The organism is Streptomyces sp. NPDC101194 (assembly GCF_044767885.1).
Lineage (GTDB): Bacteria > Actinomycetota > Actinomycetes > Streptomycetales > Streptomycetaceae > Streptomyces.
Genome location: NZ_JBIWOS010000015.1, coordinates 39,462 through 56,629, shown reverse-complemented (window position 1 = coordinate 56,629; position 17,168 = coordinate 39,462). Strand labels below are relative to the sequence as shown.

10 protein-coding genes are annotated in these 17,168 nt (G+C 72.3%); 6 read left to right on the top strand and 4 right to left on the bottom strand.

All coding sequences use genetic code 11. The features are described 5' to 3' along the window. Nucleotides 1-97: 97 nt before the first annotated feature. Nucleotides 98-4,042, top strand: a complete 3,945-nt coding sequence (gene eccCa, locus ACIRP2_RS36265; protein WP_404258074.1) for a type VII secretion protein EccCa — start codon at nt 98-100, stop codon at nt 4,040-4,042. A 102-nt stretch (nt 4,043-4,144) separates the two neighbouring features. On the opposite strand, the gene ACIRP2_RS36260 is transcribed toward eccCa, so the two are convergent. The 3 genes from ACIRP2_RS36260 to ACIRP2_RS36250 all read right to left on the bottom strand — a co-directional run bounded on the left by ACIRP2_RS36260 (nt 4,145) and on the right by ACIRP2_RS36250 (nt 10,290). Continuing rightward, nucleotides 4,145-5,395 carry a S8 family serine peptidase gene (locus ACIRP2_RS36260; protein WP_404258002.1) on the bottom strand — a complete coding sequence of 417 codons (1,251 nt, stop codon included), beginning with the start codon at nt 5,393-5,395 and terminating at the stop codon, nt 4,145-4,147. After that, nucleotides 5,392-8,721: a right-handed parallel beta-helix repeat-containing protein gene (locus ACIRP2_RS36255; RefSeq protein WP_404258000.1), complete on the bottom strand. Its 3,330-nt coding sequence runs from the start codon at nt 8,719-8,721 to the stop codon at nt 5,392-5,394. The genes ACIRP2_RS36260 and ACIRP2_RS36255 overlap by 4 nt, the downstream gene beginning before the upstream one ends. 294 nt (nt 8,722-9,015) lie before the next feature. Beyond that, nucleotides 9,016-10,290 (bottom strand): glycoside hydrolase family 18 protein, encoded by a 1,275-nt coding sequence (locus ACIRP2_RS36250; protein ID WP_404257998.1) that lies wholly within the window; start codon nt 10,288-10,290, stop codon nt 9,016-9,018. Nucleotides 10,291-10,664: 374 nt separating this feature from the next. Here ACIRP2_RS36250 and ACIRP2_RS36245 point away from each other — a divergent pair, with 374 nt between their 5' ends. After that, nucleotides 10,665-11,837: an acyl-CoA dehydrogenase family protein gene (locus tag ACIRP2_RS36245; RefSeq protein ID WP_404257996.1), complete on the top strand. Its 1,173-nt coding sequence runs from the start codon at nt 10,665-10,667 to the stop codon at nt 11,835-11,837. 465 nt (nt 11,838-12,302) lie between these two features. Here the strand turns inward: ACIRP2_RS36245 and ACIRP2_RS36240 are convergent, their stop codons facing one another. Further along, entirely contained in the window at nt 12,303-12,692 is a 390-nt protein-coding gene (locus tag ACIRP2_RS36240; RefSeq protein ID WP_404257994.1) for a hypothetical protein, read from the bottom strand. Between the two features lie 203 nt (nt 12,693-12,895). Between ACIRP2_RS36240 and ACIRP2_RS36235 the strand changes: the two genes are divergently transcribed. The 4 genes from ACIRP2_RS36235 (at nt 12,896) to fxsA (ending at nt 17,023) form a co-directional block, all read left to right on the top strand. Further along, complete coding sequence (locus ACIRP2_RS36235) at nt 12,896-13,336, top strand: Lrp/AsnC family transcriptional regulator (RefSeq protein WP_404257992.1); 441 nt, start codon at nt 12,896-12,898, stop codon at nt 13,334-13,336. Nucleotides 13,337-13,382: 46 nt separating this feature from the next. Continuing rightward, a complete protein-coding gene (locus tag ACIRP2_RS36230) occupies nt 13,383-15,029 on the top strand; it encodes an amidohydrolase (RefSeq protein ID WP_404257990.1) in 1,647 nt (548 codons plus the stop codon). Between the two features lie 549 nt (nt 15,030-15,578). Continuing rightward, on the top strand, nt 15,579-16,346 hold the full coding sequence (locus ACIRP2_RS36225; protein WP_404257988.1) for a polyprenol monophosphomannose synthase: 768 nt from the start codon (nt 15,579-15,581) through the stop codon (nt 16,344-16,346). An 86-nt stretch (nt 16,347-16,432) separates the two neighbouring features. Beyond that, on the top strand, nt 16,433-17,023 hold the full coding sequence (gene fxsA / locus ACIRP2_RS36220) for an FxsA family membrane protein (RefSeq protein ID WP_404257986.1): 591 nt from the start codon (nt 16,433-16,435) through the stop codon (nt 17,021-17,023). Nucleotides 17,024-17,168 lie beyond the last annotated feature (145 nt).

The window sequence follows — 17,168 nt, the reverse complement described above, 5'->3', positions numbered from 1 at the left end:
CGCCGCCGTTCCGCGGCCCGTCGTCGCCGTCGTCGAAGGAGTCTGTTCGTTGAGTGTGGTCCTCTTCCGCCGCCCAGCCCGCCGTCGCGGCCCGGACATGCCCGAAGGAGAGCTGAACCTCCAGGAGCCACCGACGCTGCCGGAGACGGTTCCCGACTCCTCGGCGATCTGGACGTATCTGCCGATGGCCATGATGTCGGTGTCCATGATGCTGATGTTCATGCGTCCGGGCGGCGGCAGCAGTGTCTTCACGTACCTGGCGCTCGGCATGATGGTCACCGCGTCGGCCGCCATGCTCATCGGCCAGGTGATGCGCAAGGGCGGCGAGCGCAAGCAGCGGCTGCGCGGCGAACGTCGCGACTACCTGCGCTATCTCTCGCAGATCAGGCGGCGGGTCCACGAGGCGGTCGCCGACCAGCAGCAGGCCCTCGCCTGGCGGCACCCCGAGCCCCGGGTGCTGCGCACCATGGTCCGCTCCACCCGGCTCTGGGAACGCCGCACCGCCGACGACGACTTCGCCGAGGTACGGATAGCCGTCGGCGACCAGCAGCTCGCGTTGCGCCTCACCCCGACATCGACCAAGCCGGTCGAGGACCTCGAACCGCTCTGCGCCCACGCGCTGCGCCGGTTCATCAAGGCGTACGGAATCGTTCCCGAGCAGCCCACGGGGCTCTATCTGCGTTCCTGGACCCGGATCCTGTTCCGCGGTGACGACAAGGCCGTCCGCGACACCGTCCGCGCGGTCCTGTCTCAACTGGCCTTCTTCCACCCGCCGGAGGAGCTCTGGATCGCCCTGTGCGTCGCCGACGAGCGGCGCGCCGAATGGGAATGGGTGAAATGGCTCCCGCACAGCCAGCACGCCCAGGAGCAGGACGGCGCGGGCCCCTCCCGGATGGTCGCTTCGACCTTCCGTGACCTGGAGGACCTGCTCGGCGCCGAGTTCTCCGAGCGGCCCGCCTTCGACCCCGAGGCCGTACCCGGCCGCGACGAACCCTTCACCGTGATCGTCGTCGACGGCACCACCGTGCCCGCGGGCCACCGCCTGGACGGCCCCGGTCTGCGCAACGCCGTCGTTCTCGACCTCTCCGGAGCCCTCAGCTGGCGTCCCGGGCGCACCACGCTGCGCCTCGACGTCCAGCCCGACAGCCTGCACCTCGTCCGCACCGACCGCAGCCGCAAGGAGCAGACCACCCTGCTCGGCCGTCCCGACGCCATGGGCCCCGGCTCCGCCGAGGCGCTGGCCAGGCTGCTCGCCCCGTACCGGATGAGTCTGTCCTCGGACGCCGCCCAGCCGCTGGACACCGACGTCGAACTCACCACCCTGCTCGGCATCCCCGATCTGTACCGGCACGACCCCGCCACCCTCTGGGAACGCTCCACCGGCGCCGCCCGGCTGCGTGTCCCGGTCGCGGTCGGCGCCGACGGAGTGCCGGTGGAGCTGGACATCAAGGAGTCCGCGCAGGGCGGCATGGGCCCGCACGGCATGCTGATCGGCGCCACCGGATCCGGCAAGAGCGAGCTCTTGCGCACCCTGGTGCTCGGGCTCGCCCTCACGAACTCCTCCGAAACACTCAACTTCATCCTGGTGGACTTCAAGGGCGGCGCCACCTTCCTCGGCCTCGACGAACTCCCGCACACCTCAGCGGTGATCACCAACCTGGCCGACGAAGTCGCGCTCGTGGAACGCATGCAGGACGCCCTGCACGGTGAACTCGTCCGACGCCAGGAGCTGCTGCGCAGCGCCGGCAACCACACCTCCGCGCTGGAGTACGAGAAGGCCCGAGCGGCCGGGGCCGACCTGGCACCGCTCCCCAGCCTCTTCGTCGTCGTCGACGAGTTCAGTGAACTGCTCTCCGCGCATCGCGAGTTCATGGACCTCTTCGTGATGATCGGCCGGCTCGGCCGTTCGCTCGGCGTCCATCTGCTGCTCGCCTCCCAGCGTCTGGACGAAGGACGCATGCACCAGTTGGAGAGCCACCTCTCCTACCGGGTGGGGCTGCGGACCTTCTCCGCGATGGAGTCACGTGGTGTGCTCGGTGTCCCCGACGCCTATCAGCTGCCGTCCCAGCCCGGCAGCGGCTTCCTCAAGAGCGGTGTCGACGCGCTGACCCGGTTCCGGGCCGCCTACGTCTCCGGTCCGTACCGCAAGCGGCGCGGCGCCGCCGTCCAGGCCAGGGTCGCCAGCCAGGTCATGCCCTGGACCACCGACTGGGTGGTTCCCCGGGCCCCCGCGCGGACGCCCGATCCCGAACCCGCCGCCTCGGCCGAGGAGTCCGGCAACGGCGACACCCTGCTCTCCGTCGCCCTGGACCGGCTGCGCGCCTCCGGGCCGCCCGCACACCAGGTGTGGCTGCCGCCGCTGGACCTGCCGCCCGCCCTGGACCTGCTGCTGCCGTCCCCCGAGCCCGACCCGGTCCGCGGCCTCACCCCGGCGGGAACACGGGGACCGGGCGCGCTCAAGGTGCCACTGGGGCTGGTGGACATGCCGTTCGAGCAGCGCCGCGACCCGCTGATGGTGGATCTCTCCGCGTCCGGCGGTCACGTCGCGATCGCGGGTGGCTCGCAGAGCGGCAAGTCGACCGTCGTAAGGACTCTGCTCAGCGCGCTCGCTCTCACCCACACCCCGCGCGAAGTGCAGTTCTACTGCCTGGACTTCGGTGGCGGCGCACTGTCCGCGCTGTCCCGGCTCCCGCACGTCGGCGGTGTCGCGGGCAGGCTCGACACCGAACGGATCAGCCGTACGGTGGCCGAGGTCACCGGCGTGCTCAACGAGCGCGAGCAGTTCTTCCAGGACAACGGCATCGACTCGATGGCCTCCTACCGGCGCCGCCGCGCCGCCGGGGAGTTCGCCGACGAGCCCCACGGTGATGTCTTCCTGGTCGTCGACGGCTGGTCCACGGTCAAGCAGGACTTCGACTCGCTGATCCCCACCTTCCACCAGATCGCCGCCCGCGGCCTCAACTACGGCGTCCACCTCGTCGTCACCACCGCCCGCTGGATCGAGCTGCCCGCCCAGGTCCGTGACCAGTCCCTGACCCGTCTCGAACTCAGGCTCGGCGACCCGATGGACTCGATGATCGACATCCGCAAGGCGGCCACCGTGCCCCGCGGCGCCGGGCGCGGACTCACCACGGACGGCAAGCTCCACTTCCTGACCGCCCTACCCCGCATCGACGGCAGCGACAGCGCCGACGACCTCGCCGAGGGAGTCGCGGACCTGGTCGACCGGATCGCCGGACACTGGCAGGGGCCGCCGGCGCCGCCGGTACGGATGCTGCCGCACCGTCTCCCGGCCGCGGAGCTCCCGGAGCCGGAGCGCACCGAGGGGCTGCGCGTCCCGCTCGGCCTGGACGAGGAGACCCTCTCGCCCGTCTGGCACGACTTCGGCCGCACGCCGCACCTGATCGGCGTGGGCGACAGCGAGAGCGGCAAGACCAATCTGCTGCGCCTGCTGGTCCGTGCCGTCACCGCGCGGTACACCGCGGCCGAGGCACGCATCCTGGTGGTCGACTACCGGCGCGAACTCGTCGACGCCGTACCCGAGGAGTACCGCCTCGGACACGTCGTCGCGGTCGACTCCCTGCGCGAACTGGTCGGCGGCGCGGCCCGCGCCATCAAGACCAGGCTCCCCGGTCCGGACATCGCCCCGTCCCGGATGCGGCAGTGCGACTGGTGGACCGGCCCGCGGCTGTTCGTCCTGGTCGACGACTACGACATGGTCGGTGGCACCGGGTCCTACGACCATCCGTTCGCCCCGCTCCTGGACCATCTCGCGCTCGGCTACGAGGTCGGTCTGCACGTGATCGCCGTGCGCTCGGCGACCGGCGCGGGCCGTGGTCTCAACGACCAGTTGCTGCGCCGCCTGGACGAGGTCAACACGCCCGGGATGCTGCTGTCCTGCCCGCCGTCGGAGGGCTATGTGTTCGGCAACGTGAAGCCGCGCAACCTGCCGCCGGGCCGGGCTCAGTACATCGTCCGGCGCAAGGCCGCCCTCGTGCAGACCGCACTGGCGGACGAGCCCGGGGCGCCGCCTACGGGCTGATCCGGCCCGATCCGTACGGAGGGACGAAGGGCCCCGGGGTGACGCACCCCGGGGCCCTGCGTCCCTCCGTACGGTCGCTCAGTCGCTCAGTCGCTCAGTCGCTCAGTCGCCCGGCGTACCGGTCCCCGCCCCGGCCGCCGGACGACGGGTCGCGGGACGCCAGCCGCGCGAACGGCCGCGCGGCACGACCAGCGCGGCCCAGGCGACCAGCAGTGCGAGGGAGCCACCGGCCACCGTGATCCACACCGCCCTGCGGGTGGCGCCCTCGCTGCCGTTCCCCGGCGGCAGCACCACGGAGTCGTCCCGCTCGGCACGGGTGTGCTCGACCGGATCCTGTACGGAGGTCACGGCGGCGTACGGGTCCAGGCGCGGCACGTCCGCCGGATAGGCGGTGCGGGTCAGCCGTCGAGCGGTGGCGGCGGCCGAGAGCTCCGGGTGCGCGGACCGCACGAGGGCGGCCGTGCCCGCGGCGTAGGCGGCGGCGAACGAAGCCCCCGAACCGATGAAGTGCCCTTTTCCGCGCGGCCCGACACCCACGACCCCGTCGCCGGGGGCGGCGAGATCCGCGCCGAGCGTGGCCGGCGCGTCGTCCGGACGGTCGCCCCGGGAGTCCATGTCGATGACGGAGAGGACCCCGGGCGCCGACGCGGGCCAGTAGTCGCGCGGCGGCTCGGGCTCCCGGCCCGCGGACGGGCGCACCGGGTCGGGGGTCGCGGCGGCCACGATCAGCGCGTCGTGGGCGGCCGCGTACTTCACGGCCGACGTGAGCGCGGGCGAGCCGGAGGCCAGCGCGGGGGAGACCTGGACGACCTTCGCCCCCGCATCGGCCGCCGCCCGGATTCCGGCGGCGACCGACGCCGCGGTCGCGGTCCCGCGCTCGTCCGTGCCCCGTACCGCGATGATCCGGGACTCCTGGGCGACGCCCGCGACGCGCACGTTCTCGGCGGGGGCCGCCGCGATCAGCCCGGCCACGAACGTGCCGTGACCGACACAGTCCGCCCCGGCTCCACCGACCGCCGAGACCCGGCCCGCGAGGGTGGGCGCGTCGGCCGAGACCCCGGTGTCCACCACCGCGACCTTCACCCCCGCCCCCTTGCCGAACGCCCAGGTACGGGCGAGCTGGAGGTTCTGCTGCTCCCACGGCACCGCCGTGGCCCGCGCCTGCGACCCGCCGGTGCACGGATCACCGGCTTCGAGCCGCGCGGGCATCACCGGCAGCCTGACCTTCTGCCCGTCGGCCGCGGTGGCCGGGCCGGCTCCCGGCAGGACCAGAGCCGAGGCGAGGAGCACCGCGGCCGGAAGGCGACCGGTGCGGCGCCGCAGGCCGCACCGTCCACGGGGGCCGGGCGTCATTCGGGCACCGCCTGCGGCCGTACGACGTCCTCCGGGAGCAGCAGCCGCAGATCGTCCAGACCCGGTGCCGCCATGGCGCTCACCCGGCCCGCCTGGCGCGTCATCATGCCTTCCAGAACCTGCCGGGCCAGCCGCGCGTTGCCGAACGAACGGTCCCTGGGCAGCGCGTCGAAGTACTCCCGCATGACGGCACCCGCCCCCGGGCCGCACTCGTATCCGGACGCGGTCGCGTGCCGGCGGACGATGGTGACCAGCTCGTCCGAGGAGTAGTCGGCGAACTCCACCCGCCGTGAGAACCGCGAGGAGAGGCCGGGGTTGGACGCCAGGAAGCGTTCCATCTCACCGGTGTAGCCGGCGACGATCACCACCACCTCGTCGCGGTGGTCCTCCATCAGCTTCAGCAGTGTGTCCACCGCCTCGCGCCCGAAGTCGCTGCTGCCCGAGGCGCCTTCCGGAGTCAGCGTGTACGCCTCGTCGACGAACAGCACCCCGCCCCTGGCCCGGTCGAACACCTCCCGGGTGAGCTGGGCGGTGTGTCCCACGTACCGGCCGACCAGGTCCGCCCTGGCCACTTCGACGAGCTGACCGCGCGGCAGCACACCGAGCGACTTCAGCAGCTCGCCGTAGAGCCGGGCGACCGTGGTCTTGCCGGTGCCCGGCGGCCCGGTGAAGACCAGATGGTGGCTGATCCGCGGCGCGGGCAGCCCGGCCGCCTCCCGCTTCCTCGCGGTGGCGAGCAGATTGACCAGATCGGTGACATCACGTTTGACGGCGGCCAGCCCCACCATGTCCCCGAGCCGGGCGAGCGGATCGCTCTCCGTCCCGCCCTCGGCCGACTGCCCGGACACCGCGGCGGCGGCCTCCTCGCCGACGTCCTCGGGCAGCAGCCGGGTGAGGTCCAGTTCATCGGCGTCGGGGAGCGCGGCCAGCCGGTACGCCTGACGGTCCACCATCTCCTCGAACACCTGCCGGGCGGCCCGGCCGTTGCCGAAGCCGGCGTCCCTGGGCATCCGCTCGAAGTGCGCGGCGAGCGCGGTGAGCGTCGACTCGTCGAGCTCGTAGCGGTGATGGGCACACATGCTCTCGATGATCGCGACCAGTTCGGGGACCGCGTAGTTCTCGAACTCGACCGTACGGGAGAAGCGCGAGGCGAGCCCCGGGTTGGAACCGAGGAAATCACGCATCTCGTCGGCGTATCCGGCGGCCACCACGACCACGTCGTCGCGGTGGTCCTCCATCAGCTTCAGGAGTGTGTCGACGGCCTCGCGGCCGAAGTCGGCGCCCGAGCCCCGCCCGTCCGACAGCAGGCTGTACGCCTCGTCGATGAACAGCACCCCGCCCAGGGCCCGTTTGAACGTCTCGGTGGTCTTGATGGCGGTTCCGCCGACGATCTGCGCCACCAGGTCCGCGCGCGAGACCTCCACCAGGTGGCCGGAGGGCAGCGCACCCAGTTCGGCGAGGATCGCCCCGTACAGCCGTGCCACGGTCGTCTTGCCGGTGCCGGGCGGTCCGGAGAAGACCAGGTGGCGGCTCATCGGCGGAGCCGGCAGGCCGAGGCGGGCACGCCGCTGGGCGAGCTGGATCAGATTGACCAGCGTGCGCACCTGGTGCTTGACGTTCTCCAGGCCGATCAGCGCGTCCAGTTCGGCCAGCGGGCCGTCCTCGCGGGCCGTCCCGGCATCGCCCCCGGAGGTGCCCGTCCCGGCCGGGTCGGTGCCCTCGGCCTCGCCGAGTCCCCAGGCGTCCCGTTTGCCGTTGCCCGTACTGGTCAGCTGCTCGACCGCCAACCGGTCGCCCGCCAGAGCCTGCACCAGACCGCCGCCCTCGTTGTCCCGGGCGGTGCAGTTGACCACGGAGACCGCGGCCGTGGTCTCCACCCGGAAGCCGTCCCGGCCCGAGCCGCCGACCTCGCAGGCGGTGAAGGCGCCCCGGCCGCCCTGGGCCAGCAGCACACCGTGTCCCGCGGCTGCGGTGACCCGCAGCCGGGTCGCGGTCAGTTCGCCGCCGTCCTCGACCAGGACACCCGTGTCCGTGGACTCCTGGACGTCGCAGTCGCGGACCGTCACGCTGCCGCCCGCCGCCACGGACATGCCGTGCGCTGCGCCGCGCACGGCGCCCCCGCCGACATAGACGCTGCCGTCGTCGGCGACGCGGATCCCGGCGTCACCGGGGCGGTCGATCTCGCAGTCCTCCAGCCGGCCGCGGCCGTCCTTGACGACCTCCACGCCGTTCCCCTTCGGGGCGCCGATCCTGGCCCTGCGCACCAGCGGGTTGGCACCGGACCGTATCCGGACGCCCGTGCCGCCGGCGTCGAGCACTTCGAGGCGGTCCAGTTCGGCGACCGACTCCTCCTCCAGCAGTACGCCCGTCTGCGCGCAGTCCCGGACGGTCAACCCGATCAGCACCGGGGACGCCGAGCCCCGCACATGCAGAGCGGCGTCCTGCGCCGAGTCCAGCCAGCAGTCCTCGAAGGTGCCCCGGGCCCGGTCCGAGACCAGCAGCCCGGGGCCTTTCGTACGGGCGGTGCGGCACCGGCGCAACAGTGGATCGGTACCACCCGACAGGACGATGCCGGGCCCGCTCGTGCCGGTCACCCGGATGTCCTCCAGCACCGTCCTGGCCGACGAGGACAGGTGGAGACCGACACTGGTGTCGTGGACCACGGTGCGCAGCACCTGGGTGGTGCTCTGCTCCTCCAGCGCGATGGACGGCTTGTCGGTGGAGGAGATGTCGCACTCCTCGACCGAACCCTGGCCCTCGCCGTTGGCGAGGACTCCGTTGGCGCGGGCGTCGCGGATGGTGCAGCCCCGCAAGGTGATCCGGCCGCGCTCGCCGATCACGACACCCGAGGTGCCCAGGTGCTCCACCGTGCAGGACTCGGCGGAGCTCTCCACCGTCGAGGTCACCACCAGCCCCGCGCCGCGCGGATTGCTCACCCGGCAGTCCCGCAGGGCCACGGAGCCGGCACCGCGGGCCAGCAGGGCGGTCCACGAGGCGCCGGTGATGTCGCAGCCGTCCATCGCGATCTGGCCGCGTGGGGCGTCCACGACCGGCAGTTCCTCGTCCCGGCCGCGCAGCACCAGGTCGGTGAGCATCACGGCTTCGGCCTGGAGCACCACGGCGCTGCCGTGCGGCGGGCATATCTCGACGCTGCCGCGGGACTGCTCGGCGACGACGGTGACGGGGACGGTGATGACCAGACTCTCGGCGTAGGTGCCGGAACGAACGCTGATCACGGCGCCGTTGCGCGCCCTGGCCAGCGCCTCCCCGATCGTTCGAAAGCCGTCGGGCCGCTCTGGACAGACCGTCAGAACCTGGCGTGACAAGCGGAATCCTCCTCCTTGGGGCCACACCTCGGTCCGGGGAACACATTGTCGGAGCGGGTGCGGCACCATCATGCCGGAGTGAGCCGCGGGACCTTCGTCCGGAGCGGGAACGCCGCGTGAACCACCGCCGGCCGGGCCCCTGGGGGCCGACCAGACAGGGACGAAGCGGGGCGGAAGGCCGATCGGCCCACCGCCCCGCTCCTGGGTCCCGCCGCGCCGGACCGCGCTCGACGCCTCACAGGACCTCGCACGGTGATGCGTGCCGTGACCGGTCGGATCCTGCCGGGAGCGGCGCTAGTTGATCGCCTTGATCAGCTCGCCGTCGGTGGTGTCGCCGCTGAGCTCCCAGAAGAAGGTGCCGCCCAGTCCCTGCTGGTTCTTGTAGGTCATCTTGGTGGCGATGGTGGCCGGGGTGTCGTAGCTCCACCAGTCGGTGCCGCAGTGCGCGTACGCCGTACCGGCGACGGTGCCGGTGGCGGGGCAGCTGTTCTTGAGCACCTTGTAGTCCTCGATGCCCGCCTCGTAGGTGCCGGGTGCGGCGCCGGTCGCGGTGCCGCCGGGCGCGTCCTGGGTGACCCCGGTCCAGCCGCGGCCGTAGAAGCCGATGCCGAGCAGCAGCTTCGAGGCCGGGACGCCCTGGGACCTCAGCTTGTCGATGGCGGCCTCGCTGTTGAAGCCCTCCTTCGGGATGCCGCTGTAGGAGGTCAGCGGGGAGTGCGGAGCGGTCGGCCCCTTGGCGTCCCAGGCACCGAAGAAGTCGTACGTCATCGGGTTGTACCAGTCGACGTACTTGGCCGCGCCGCCGTAGTCGACGGCGTCGAGCTTTCCGCCGTCGGAACCGTCGGCGGAGATCGCCGAGGTGACGAGATTGTCCGCACCGAACTTGGAGCGCAGCGCGGCCAGCAGGTTGCCGTAGGCGTCGCGTCCGCTGGTGTCGCAGGTCAGACCGCAGGCGTTGGGGTACTCCCAATCGATGTCGATGCCGTCGAAGACATCGGCCCAACGGGGGTCCTCCACCAGGTTGTAGCAGGACTCGGCGAAGGCGGCCGGGTTCTTCGCGGCCTCGCCGAAGCCGCCGGACCAGGTCCAGCCGCCGAACGACCAGATGACCTTGAGGTTCGGATGAAGCTTCTTCAGCTTGCGCAGCTGGTTGAAGTTGCCGCGCAGGTCCTGGTCCCAGGTGTCCGCCACACCGTCGACCGACTGGTCGGCCGTGTAGGCCTTCTCGTAGTCGGCGTAGGAGTCGCCGATCGCGCACTTGCCGCCGGTCACGTTGCCGAAGGCGTAGTTGATGTGCGTGAGCTTGTCGGCCGAGCCCGAGGTCTCGATGTTCCGGACGTGGTAATTGCGCTGGTAGACACCCCAGTTGGTGAAGTATCCGACCACCTTGTCGCCGGCCGCTGTGGGGGCGGCCCGGTCGGCTGCGGGGGCCGCGGCCCGCGGGGTGGTGGGGGCCGCGCCGGCCGGTGCGGTGCCCGCGACACCCAGCAGGGCGGCGCCGAGGGCGGCGGTACAGGCGGCTGCGGCGAACGCCCGGAAACGGGCGCGGGGACGCTGCGGTCCAAACATCTTGTCTCCTCGTGGGGGAGGGAACTCGCGAGTGGGGGCGTGCTTCCGGCCGCCGCGCCGAATTGGCATGAACGCGGAAAGGCCGGTTGGAGTGGAACCGTAGATGGACTAGACCAGTTGGGTCAATGGTTCGGACCAATCTCGGTGATCGTCCCGCCCGCCGCCGAGTCGCTCCGTCACCCCGTGACGGATATCGTCCGATCGGGCATACTCAAGCCGCCACAGCCGCTGGCCAGCAGCTCTCGTAATCCGAGGGGTGGGCATCGGTTGAGCAGCAGTGCTCTTCCGGGCCCGGCCCGGAAGCCCCCCGGCGGCGCCGCCCACACCCCGCGCGCGCGACCGTCGCAACGCCCGACAGGGAGGAGAGCGCCGTCATGTCCGACCGTGCCCCGCAATTGGTGGAACGCCGTCTGCCCACCGAGGAGTCCCGGCAGCTCGTCGCGCTCGTACGCGACATAGCCCAGCGAGAGATCGCGCCACGGGCGGCCGAGGAGGAGGAAGCGGGCCGGTTCCCGCGCGAAGTCTTCACCCTCCTCTCCGAGTCCGGACTGCTCGGACTGCCGTACGACTCGGCCCACGGCGGTGGTGACCAGCCGTACGAGGTCTACCTCCAGGTCCTGGAGGAGCTCGCGACCGCCCGGCTCACCGTCGGTCTCGGCGTCAGCGTCCACTCCCTCGCCTGCCACGCGCTCGCCGGATACGGCACCAAGGAGCAGCAGGCCGAACACCTCCCGGCGATGCTGGGAGGGGGTCTGCTGGGCGCCTACTGCCTCTCCGAACCCGCCTCCGGCTCCGACGCCGCCTCGCTCCGCACGAAGGCCGTACGGGACGGCGACGACTGGGTCGTCACCGGCACCAAGGCGTGGATCACCCACGGTGGTATCGCCGACTTCTACACGGTGCTCGCCCGCACCGGGGCCGAAGGCCCCCGGGGCATCACCGCCTTCCTGGTTCCGGGCGACGCCGAGGGTCTGAACGCGGCCGCCCCCGAGAAGAAGATGGGCATGAAGGGCTCGCCCACCGCCCAGCTGAACTTCGACGGCGTACGGGTCGCCGACGCGCGCCGGATCGGCGAGGAGGGACAGGGCTTCGCGATCGCCCTGTCCGCACTCGACTCCGGCCGCCTGGGTATCGCCGCCTGCGCGATCGGAGTCGCCCAGGCGGCCCTGGGCGAGGCCGTCGCCTATGCCACCGGACGGCAGCAGTTCGGCCGTCCCATCGCGGACTTCCAGGGCCTGCGCTTCATGCTCGCCGACATGGCCACGCAGATCGAGGCGGGCCGAGCGCTGTATCTGGAGGCGGCCCGGCTGCGCGACGAGGGAAAGCCCTTCTCGCGCCAGGCCGCCATGGCCAAGCTGTTCTGCACGGACGCGGCCATGCGGGTCACCGTCGACGCCGTCCAGGTGCTCGGAGGATACGGCTACACCCTCGACTTCCCCGTCGAGCGGCTGATGCGCGAGGCCAAGGTGCTGCAGATCGTCGAAGGCACCAACCAGATCCAGCGGATGGTCATCGCGCGGCACCTCGCGGGTCCTGAGACGCGCTGATCCGCGGCGGCCGCTCCGACCACACGGGCGTCGTCATGATCCGGTTCCACTCCTGGTCGTGACGGCCCGGCAGGGTCCGGCCGGAGCCCTCCCAACGACGGAGCAGGGCCCGGTAGATGGGCGGATCGGTGGAGTGCGGCACCGTGCGCGGTGCCGGCCGGGGAGGCACGGGCTGCGGCACCGGCTGTGAACCGGGCTGCGGAACCGATTCTTCGGCGGTGGGATCGGCGAGACGGCGACGACCGGGACCGGCCGTTGAATGCAGCAGGGTCATGCCTGGCCAACGGCGCCGGGCGGGCCCTGGTCACTGCCCGGCCGATTCGCGAGCCCGTTCGCCCGGGTCCCCGGGCGGCACGGTCCCCGGCAGCGGGCACCACGCCGGTCGGGCCGTCGTGGTGCGGCACGGCTGTGTCGTGCGGGCCCGGAAGGGATCCGGGCGGCCCCGCGCGGACGCGAGGGGCGGTCTCAGGCGGCTTCGCGCCGAATCCGCAACGGTCGCGAACCGGGGCCGCCGGCGTGCGAGAACGGCTGCATCCTCCAGTCGAACCCCTGAGGGAGCGTCAACAGCAGGCCCGTCTCCTGTTCCTGGAGGTCGAGCGACTCGTCGGCGGGCCGCGCGTGCGACGCCGCGCGGCCCGTACCGTCGCAGACCGTCAGGACGAACGGGTTCCACGGGGTCGGGCAGAGCGCGTGCTCCGGCAGCACGTCCTCGTCCGCCAGCAGCGCGATCGGCTGCGCGCAGTCCGGGCAGATCACCCGGTACATCTCGAGCGTGTCGTACGCGTCGGGAGCGACGTCCTCGACCGGATCAGCGGAATCCGGTTCGGTACGACGGGTGAGCTTCAGGCTCTGCATGGGAAATTCCCCCCTCGGGTGGGCCGACAAGGCGCCACGGCCTCGACCACAGCAAGCACTTCCCGTCGCGCCTCGGCCGTAACCGCCAGTGGAGTGGCTACCGCCCCGTAAACCTGTGGCATTCGTCACATGCCCGCCCTGGGGCCCCTTCCGGGGGCCCCGCCGCTGTGCCTGAAGACGCCCGGGGCAATAGATTGATCCACATGGAGGAGCTGGACCGACAGATCGTGGAGTTGCTCGTCAAGGACGGGCGGATGAGCTACACCGACCTGGGCAAGGCCACGGGCCTGTCCACCTCGGCGGTTCATCAGCGTGTCCGCAGGCTGGAGCAGCGCGGGGTGATCCGCGGCTATGCCGCGGTCGTCGACGCCGAGGCCGTCGGCCTGCCGATCACCGCCTTCATCTCGGTGAAACCCTTCGACCCGAGCGCGCCGGACGACATCGCGGACCGGCTCGCGGGCGTCCCGGAGCTGGAGGCGTGCCACAGCGTCGCGGGTGACGAGAACTACATCCTCAAGGTGCGGGTCGCGACGCCACTGGAGCTGGAGCACCTGCTCACCCGGATCCGTTCGCTGGCAGGTGTGTCCACCCGGACCACCGTCGTCCTCTCCACGCCGTACGAGGCCAGGCCCCCGCAGATCTGAGGGGGCCGCGGAGCGGGCGGGTCCGGGCAGGCGCGAGACTGGTCCCATGACCGAGAGCACCGCCCCCCAGAGCGAACACCGCACCGTGCTGCTGCGCGGTGGAGACGTCCACAGCCCCGCCGATCCGTTCGCCACCGCCATGGTCGTCGAACGCGGCCATGTCGCCTGGGTGGGCTCGGAAGGAGCCGCCGACGCCTTCGCGAGCGGCGTCGACGAGGTGATCGACCTCGAGGGCGCGCTGGTCACCCCCGCGTTCACCGACGCCCACGTCCACACCACATCGACCGGACTGGCCCTCACCGGCCTCGACCTCTCCGGTGCCCGGACCCTCGGCGAGGCGTTGGGCCTGCTGCGCGCGTACGTGGCGGCGCACCCGGCGGACCGCGTCGTCCTCGGCCACGGCTGGGACGCCACGCGATGGCCGGAGCAGCGCCCGCCGTCGCGCGCCGAACTCGACGCCGCCGCCGGTGGACGGCCGGTCTACCTGCCCCGTGTGGATGTGCACTCGGCGGTGGTCACCACCGCCCTGCTCGATCTGGTCCCGGGGGTCACCGCGCTGACGGGGTACCACCCCGAGGCCCCGCTGACCGGTGCCGCCCACCACGCGGTGCGCTCCGCGGCCCACGGCGCCGTCTCGTCGCGGCAGCGCACCGACGCCCAGCGCGCCGCCCTGCGCCACGCCGCGTCGCTCGGCATCGGTACCGTCCACGAGTGCGGCGGCCCCGACATCTCCGACGAGGAGGACTTCGTCGCGCTGCTGAAGCTCGCCGCCGCCGAGAACGGACCGCGGGTCTTCGGCTACTGGGCCGAGCAGGTCGCCGACGGGAAGGACGCGCGTCGCGTCCGGGAGCTCGGTGCGACCGGCGCGGCCGGGGACCTCTTCGTGGACGGTTCCCTCGGCTCGCACACCGCCTGCCTGCACGAGCCGTACGCCGACGGTCCGGCCGGACACCGGGGCACCGCCCACCTGGACGCGGCGGGGATCGCCGCCCATGTCACCGCCTGCACGGAAGCCGGGCTGCAGGCCGGCTTCCACGCCATCGGCGACGCCGCGGTCACCGCCGTGGTGGAGGGCGTCCGGGCCGCCTGCGAGACGCTGGGCGCGGCTCGGATCCGGGCCGCCCGGCACCGTGTCGAGCACGCCGAGATGCTCACGCCCGAGACCGTGGCCGCCTTCGCGGAACTGGGCCTCACCGCCTCCGTGCAGCCCGCGTTCGACGCGGCCTGGGGCGGTGAGGAGGGCATGTACGCCCAGCGGCTCGGGGCCGAGCGGGCCAGGACCCTCAACCCGTACGCGGCGCTCCTGCGGGCCGGTGTGCCGCTGGCCTTCGGCTCGGACAGCCCGGTGACCCCGCTGGACCCGTGGGGGACCGTGCGGGCCGCCGCCTTCCATCGCACGCCCGAGCACCGGATCTCCGTGCGGGCCGGCTTCACCGCCCACACCAGGGGCGGCTGGCGGGCCGTCGGCCGCGACGACGCGGGGACCCTGGTGCCCGGCGCCCCGGCCGACTACGCGATCTGGCGCACCTCCGACCTGGTGGTTCAGGCACCGGACGACCGGGTGGCCCGCTGGTCGACCGACCCGAGGTCGGGAACGCCGGGACTGCCGGATCTCACCCCGGGGGCGGAGCTCCCGGTCTGTCTTCGCACCGTGGTCTTCGGACAAACGGTCTTCGTACGGCCGAACGAGTGACGTCCGGACATTTCGTACCGCCGATCGAAGAAGCCCCGGTTCCGCCGCGACCTGCGGATCTTCGCTACTGACCAGGCAAGTTCCGTAAACGTTGCAGGTCAGGCGGCTATTGACAGAACGCGCCCACCGGCCGGTAGGTTCGGCCGAGTCCACCACAGGACGTCCGACCGGTTGAACCTCCACGCAGTCGTCGAACGCCGCTGGGTCATGGGGTGGTGTGCCGCACCGGCGCACCACCACTGACAGCCAGGTTCAGCGCCCGCGCCTCGGGGGCGAGGGAAGGTTTGAGCCGGACGGTAGGTGCGACCCGGGTGGGGCCCGGACGTTCAGTAGACAACGGCTCTAGGTCGATCCGCAGCCAGCGGGTCCCGGGTCGGCCCGAAGGGCGCTGGGCCCCCATCCGTAGTTCCCGTCGTTCCCCCCAGGGGGTCTGTCCGCACTTCCCTCCATCTGTCCGCGGCGGTGTCGGTTCCCGGCCGACCGTGTCGGCAACGGGCCCCCGCACGCTGGATATGGTGTGCACCTGCGTACGGACTTAAGGGGCAGTAAGTGAACGACGGCGGTCAGAGGCGATACGGCCCGCTGGGCAGAACCTTGGTGATCATTCCGACCTACAACGAGGCCGAGAACATCAAGCCGATCGTCAGCCGGGTGCGCGCCGCTGTGCCGGAAGCAGACATCCTGGTCGCCGACGACAACAGCCCCGACGGCACCGGCAAGGTCGCCGACGAGCTCGCCTCCGCGGACAGCCAGGTCCAGGTGCTGCACCGCAAGGGCAAGGAAGGGCTGGGCGCGGCCTACCTCGCGGGGTTCGACTGGGGCATCGAGCACGGTTACGGCGTGCTCGTGGAGATGGACGCCGACGGCTCCCACCAGCCCGAGGAGCTGCCCCGGCTGCTCACCGCGCTCAAGGGCGCGGACCTGGTGCTGGGTTCCCGCTGGGTGCCGGGCGGACGCGTGGTCAACTGGCCCAAGTCCCGCGAAATGATCTCCCGCGGCGGCAGCACGTACTCCCGGCTCCTCCTCGGTCTGCAGACCAGGGACGTCACCGGGGGGTACCGGGCCTTCCGTGCCGAGACCCTGCAGGGCATCGGTCTCGACCGGGTCGCCTCGCAGGGCTACTGCTTCCAGGTCGACCTGGCCCGCCGTGCCATCGACGCCGGATATCACGTCGTCGAGGTTCCGATCACCTTCGTCGACCGCGAGATCGGCGATTCGAAGATGAGCCGCGACATCCTGGTCGAGGCGCTCTGGAGGGTCACCTCGTGGGGGGTCGCCTCCCGTACGAACCGGGCCCTCGGCCGCAAGGCGACCTGATCCGGCGGGGGCGGCGGGCTCCGGTCCGCCGCCCGTGATCACCCCCCATACGCCGCTCGGACGCGCGTACGGGCACACTGGGGACCATGACGACCGGCAGCACACCGCCCCCGACCGCCCCGCGGCGTTCACGCGCCCGCACCTTCGTCCCCCTCGCCGTCGCCGCCTGGGCGGTGCTGGAGATCTGGCTGCTCACCGTCGTGGCCGAAGCGGCGGGCGGTTTCACCGTGCTGCTGCTCCTGGTCGCGGGGATCGTGCTGGGGGCCGCGGTGATGAAGCGGGCCGGCCGCCGGGCCTTCCGCAACCTCACCGAGACGCTCCAGCGGATGCCGGGGCAGCCGGGGTCCGCCGTTCCGCAGACCGAGCCCCAGGACAGCAGGGGCAATGGCTTCCTGATGCTCGGCGGACTGCTGCTGATGATCCCGGGGATGATCTCCGACGTCGCGGGCCTGCTGCTGCTGGTGCCGCCGGTCCGTGCGTCGCTGGGCCGGTACGCGGAGCGGTCGCTGGAACGCCGGATGCGCGCAGCAACCCCCGGCAGCCTCTCCGACGCCTTCCAGCAGGCCAGGATTCACCGGCCGGACGGAAAGGTCGTGCAGGGTGAGGTCATCCGTCAGGACGGCGCACAGCCGGGTTCCCGCCCCGACGAGGGCCCCCGGCCGCCGCTGACTCCCTGATCGGCGACCCGCGACGCGACAGAGCCGCGGGGGGGGGGGGGGGCCGGGGGGGGGGGGGGGGGCGGCCCCGCCGGGCCCCGGGGGGGGGGGGGGCGCGCCGCCCCGGGGAACGGGCCACCCGCGCCGGCCGCAGCGGCTAGAGTGG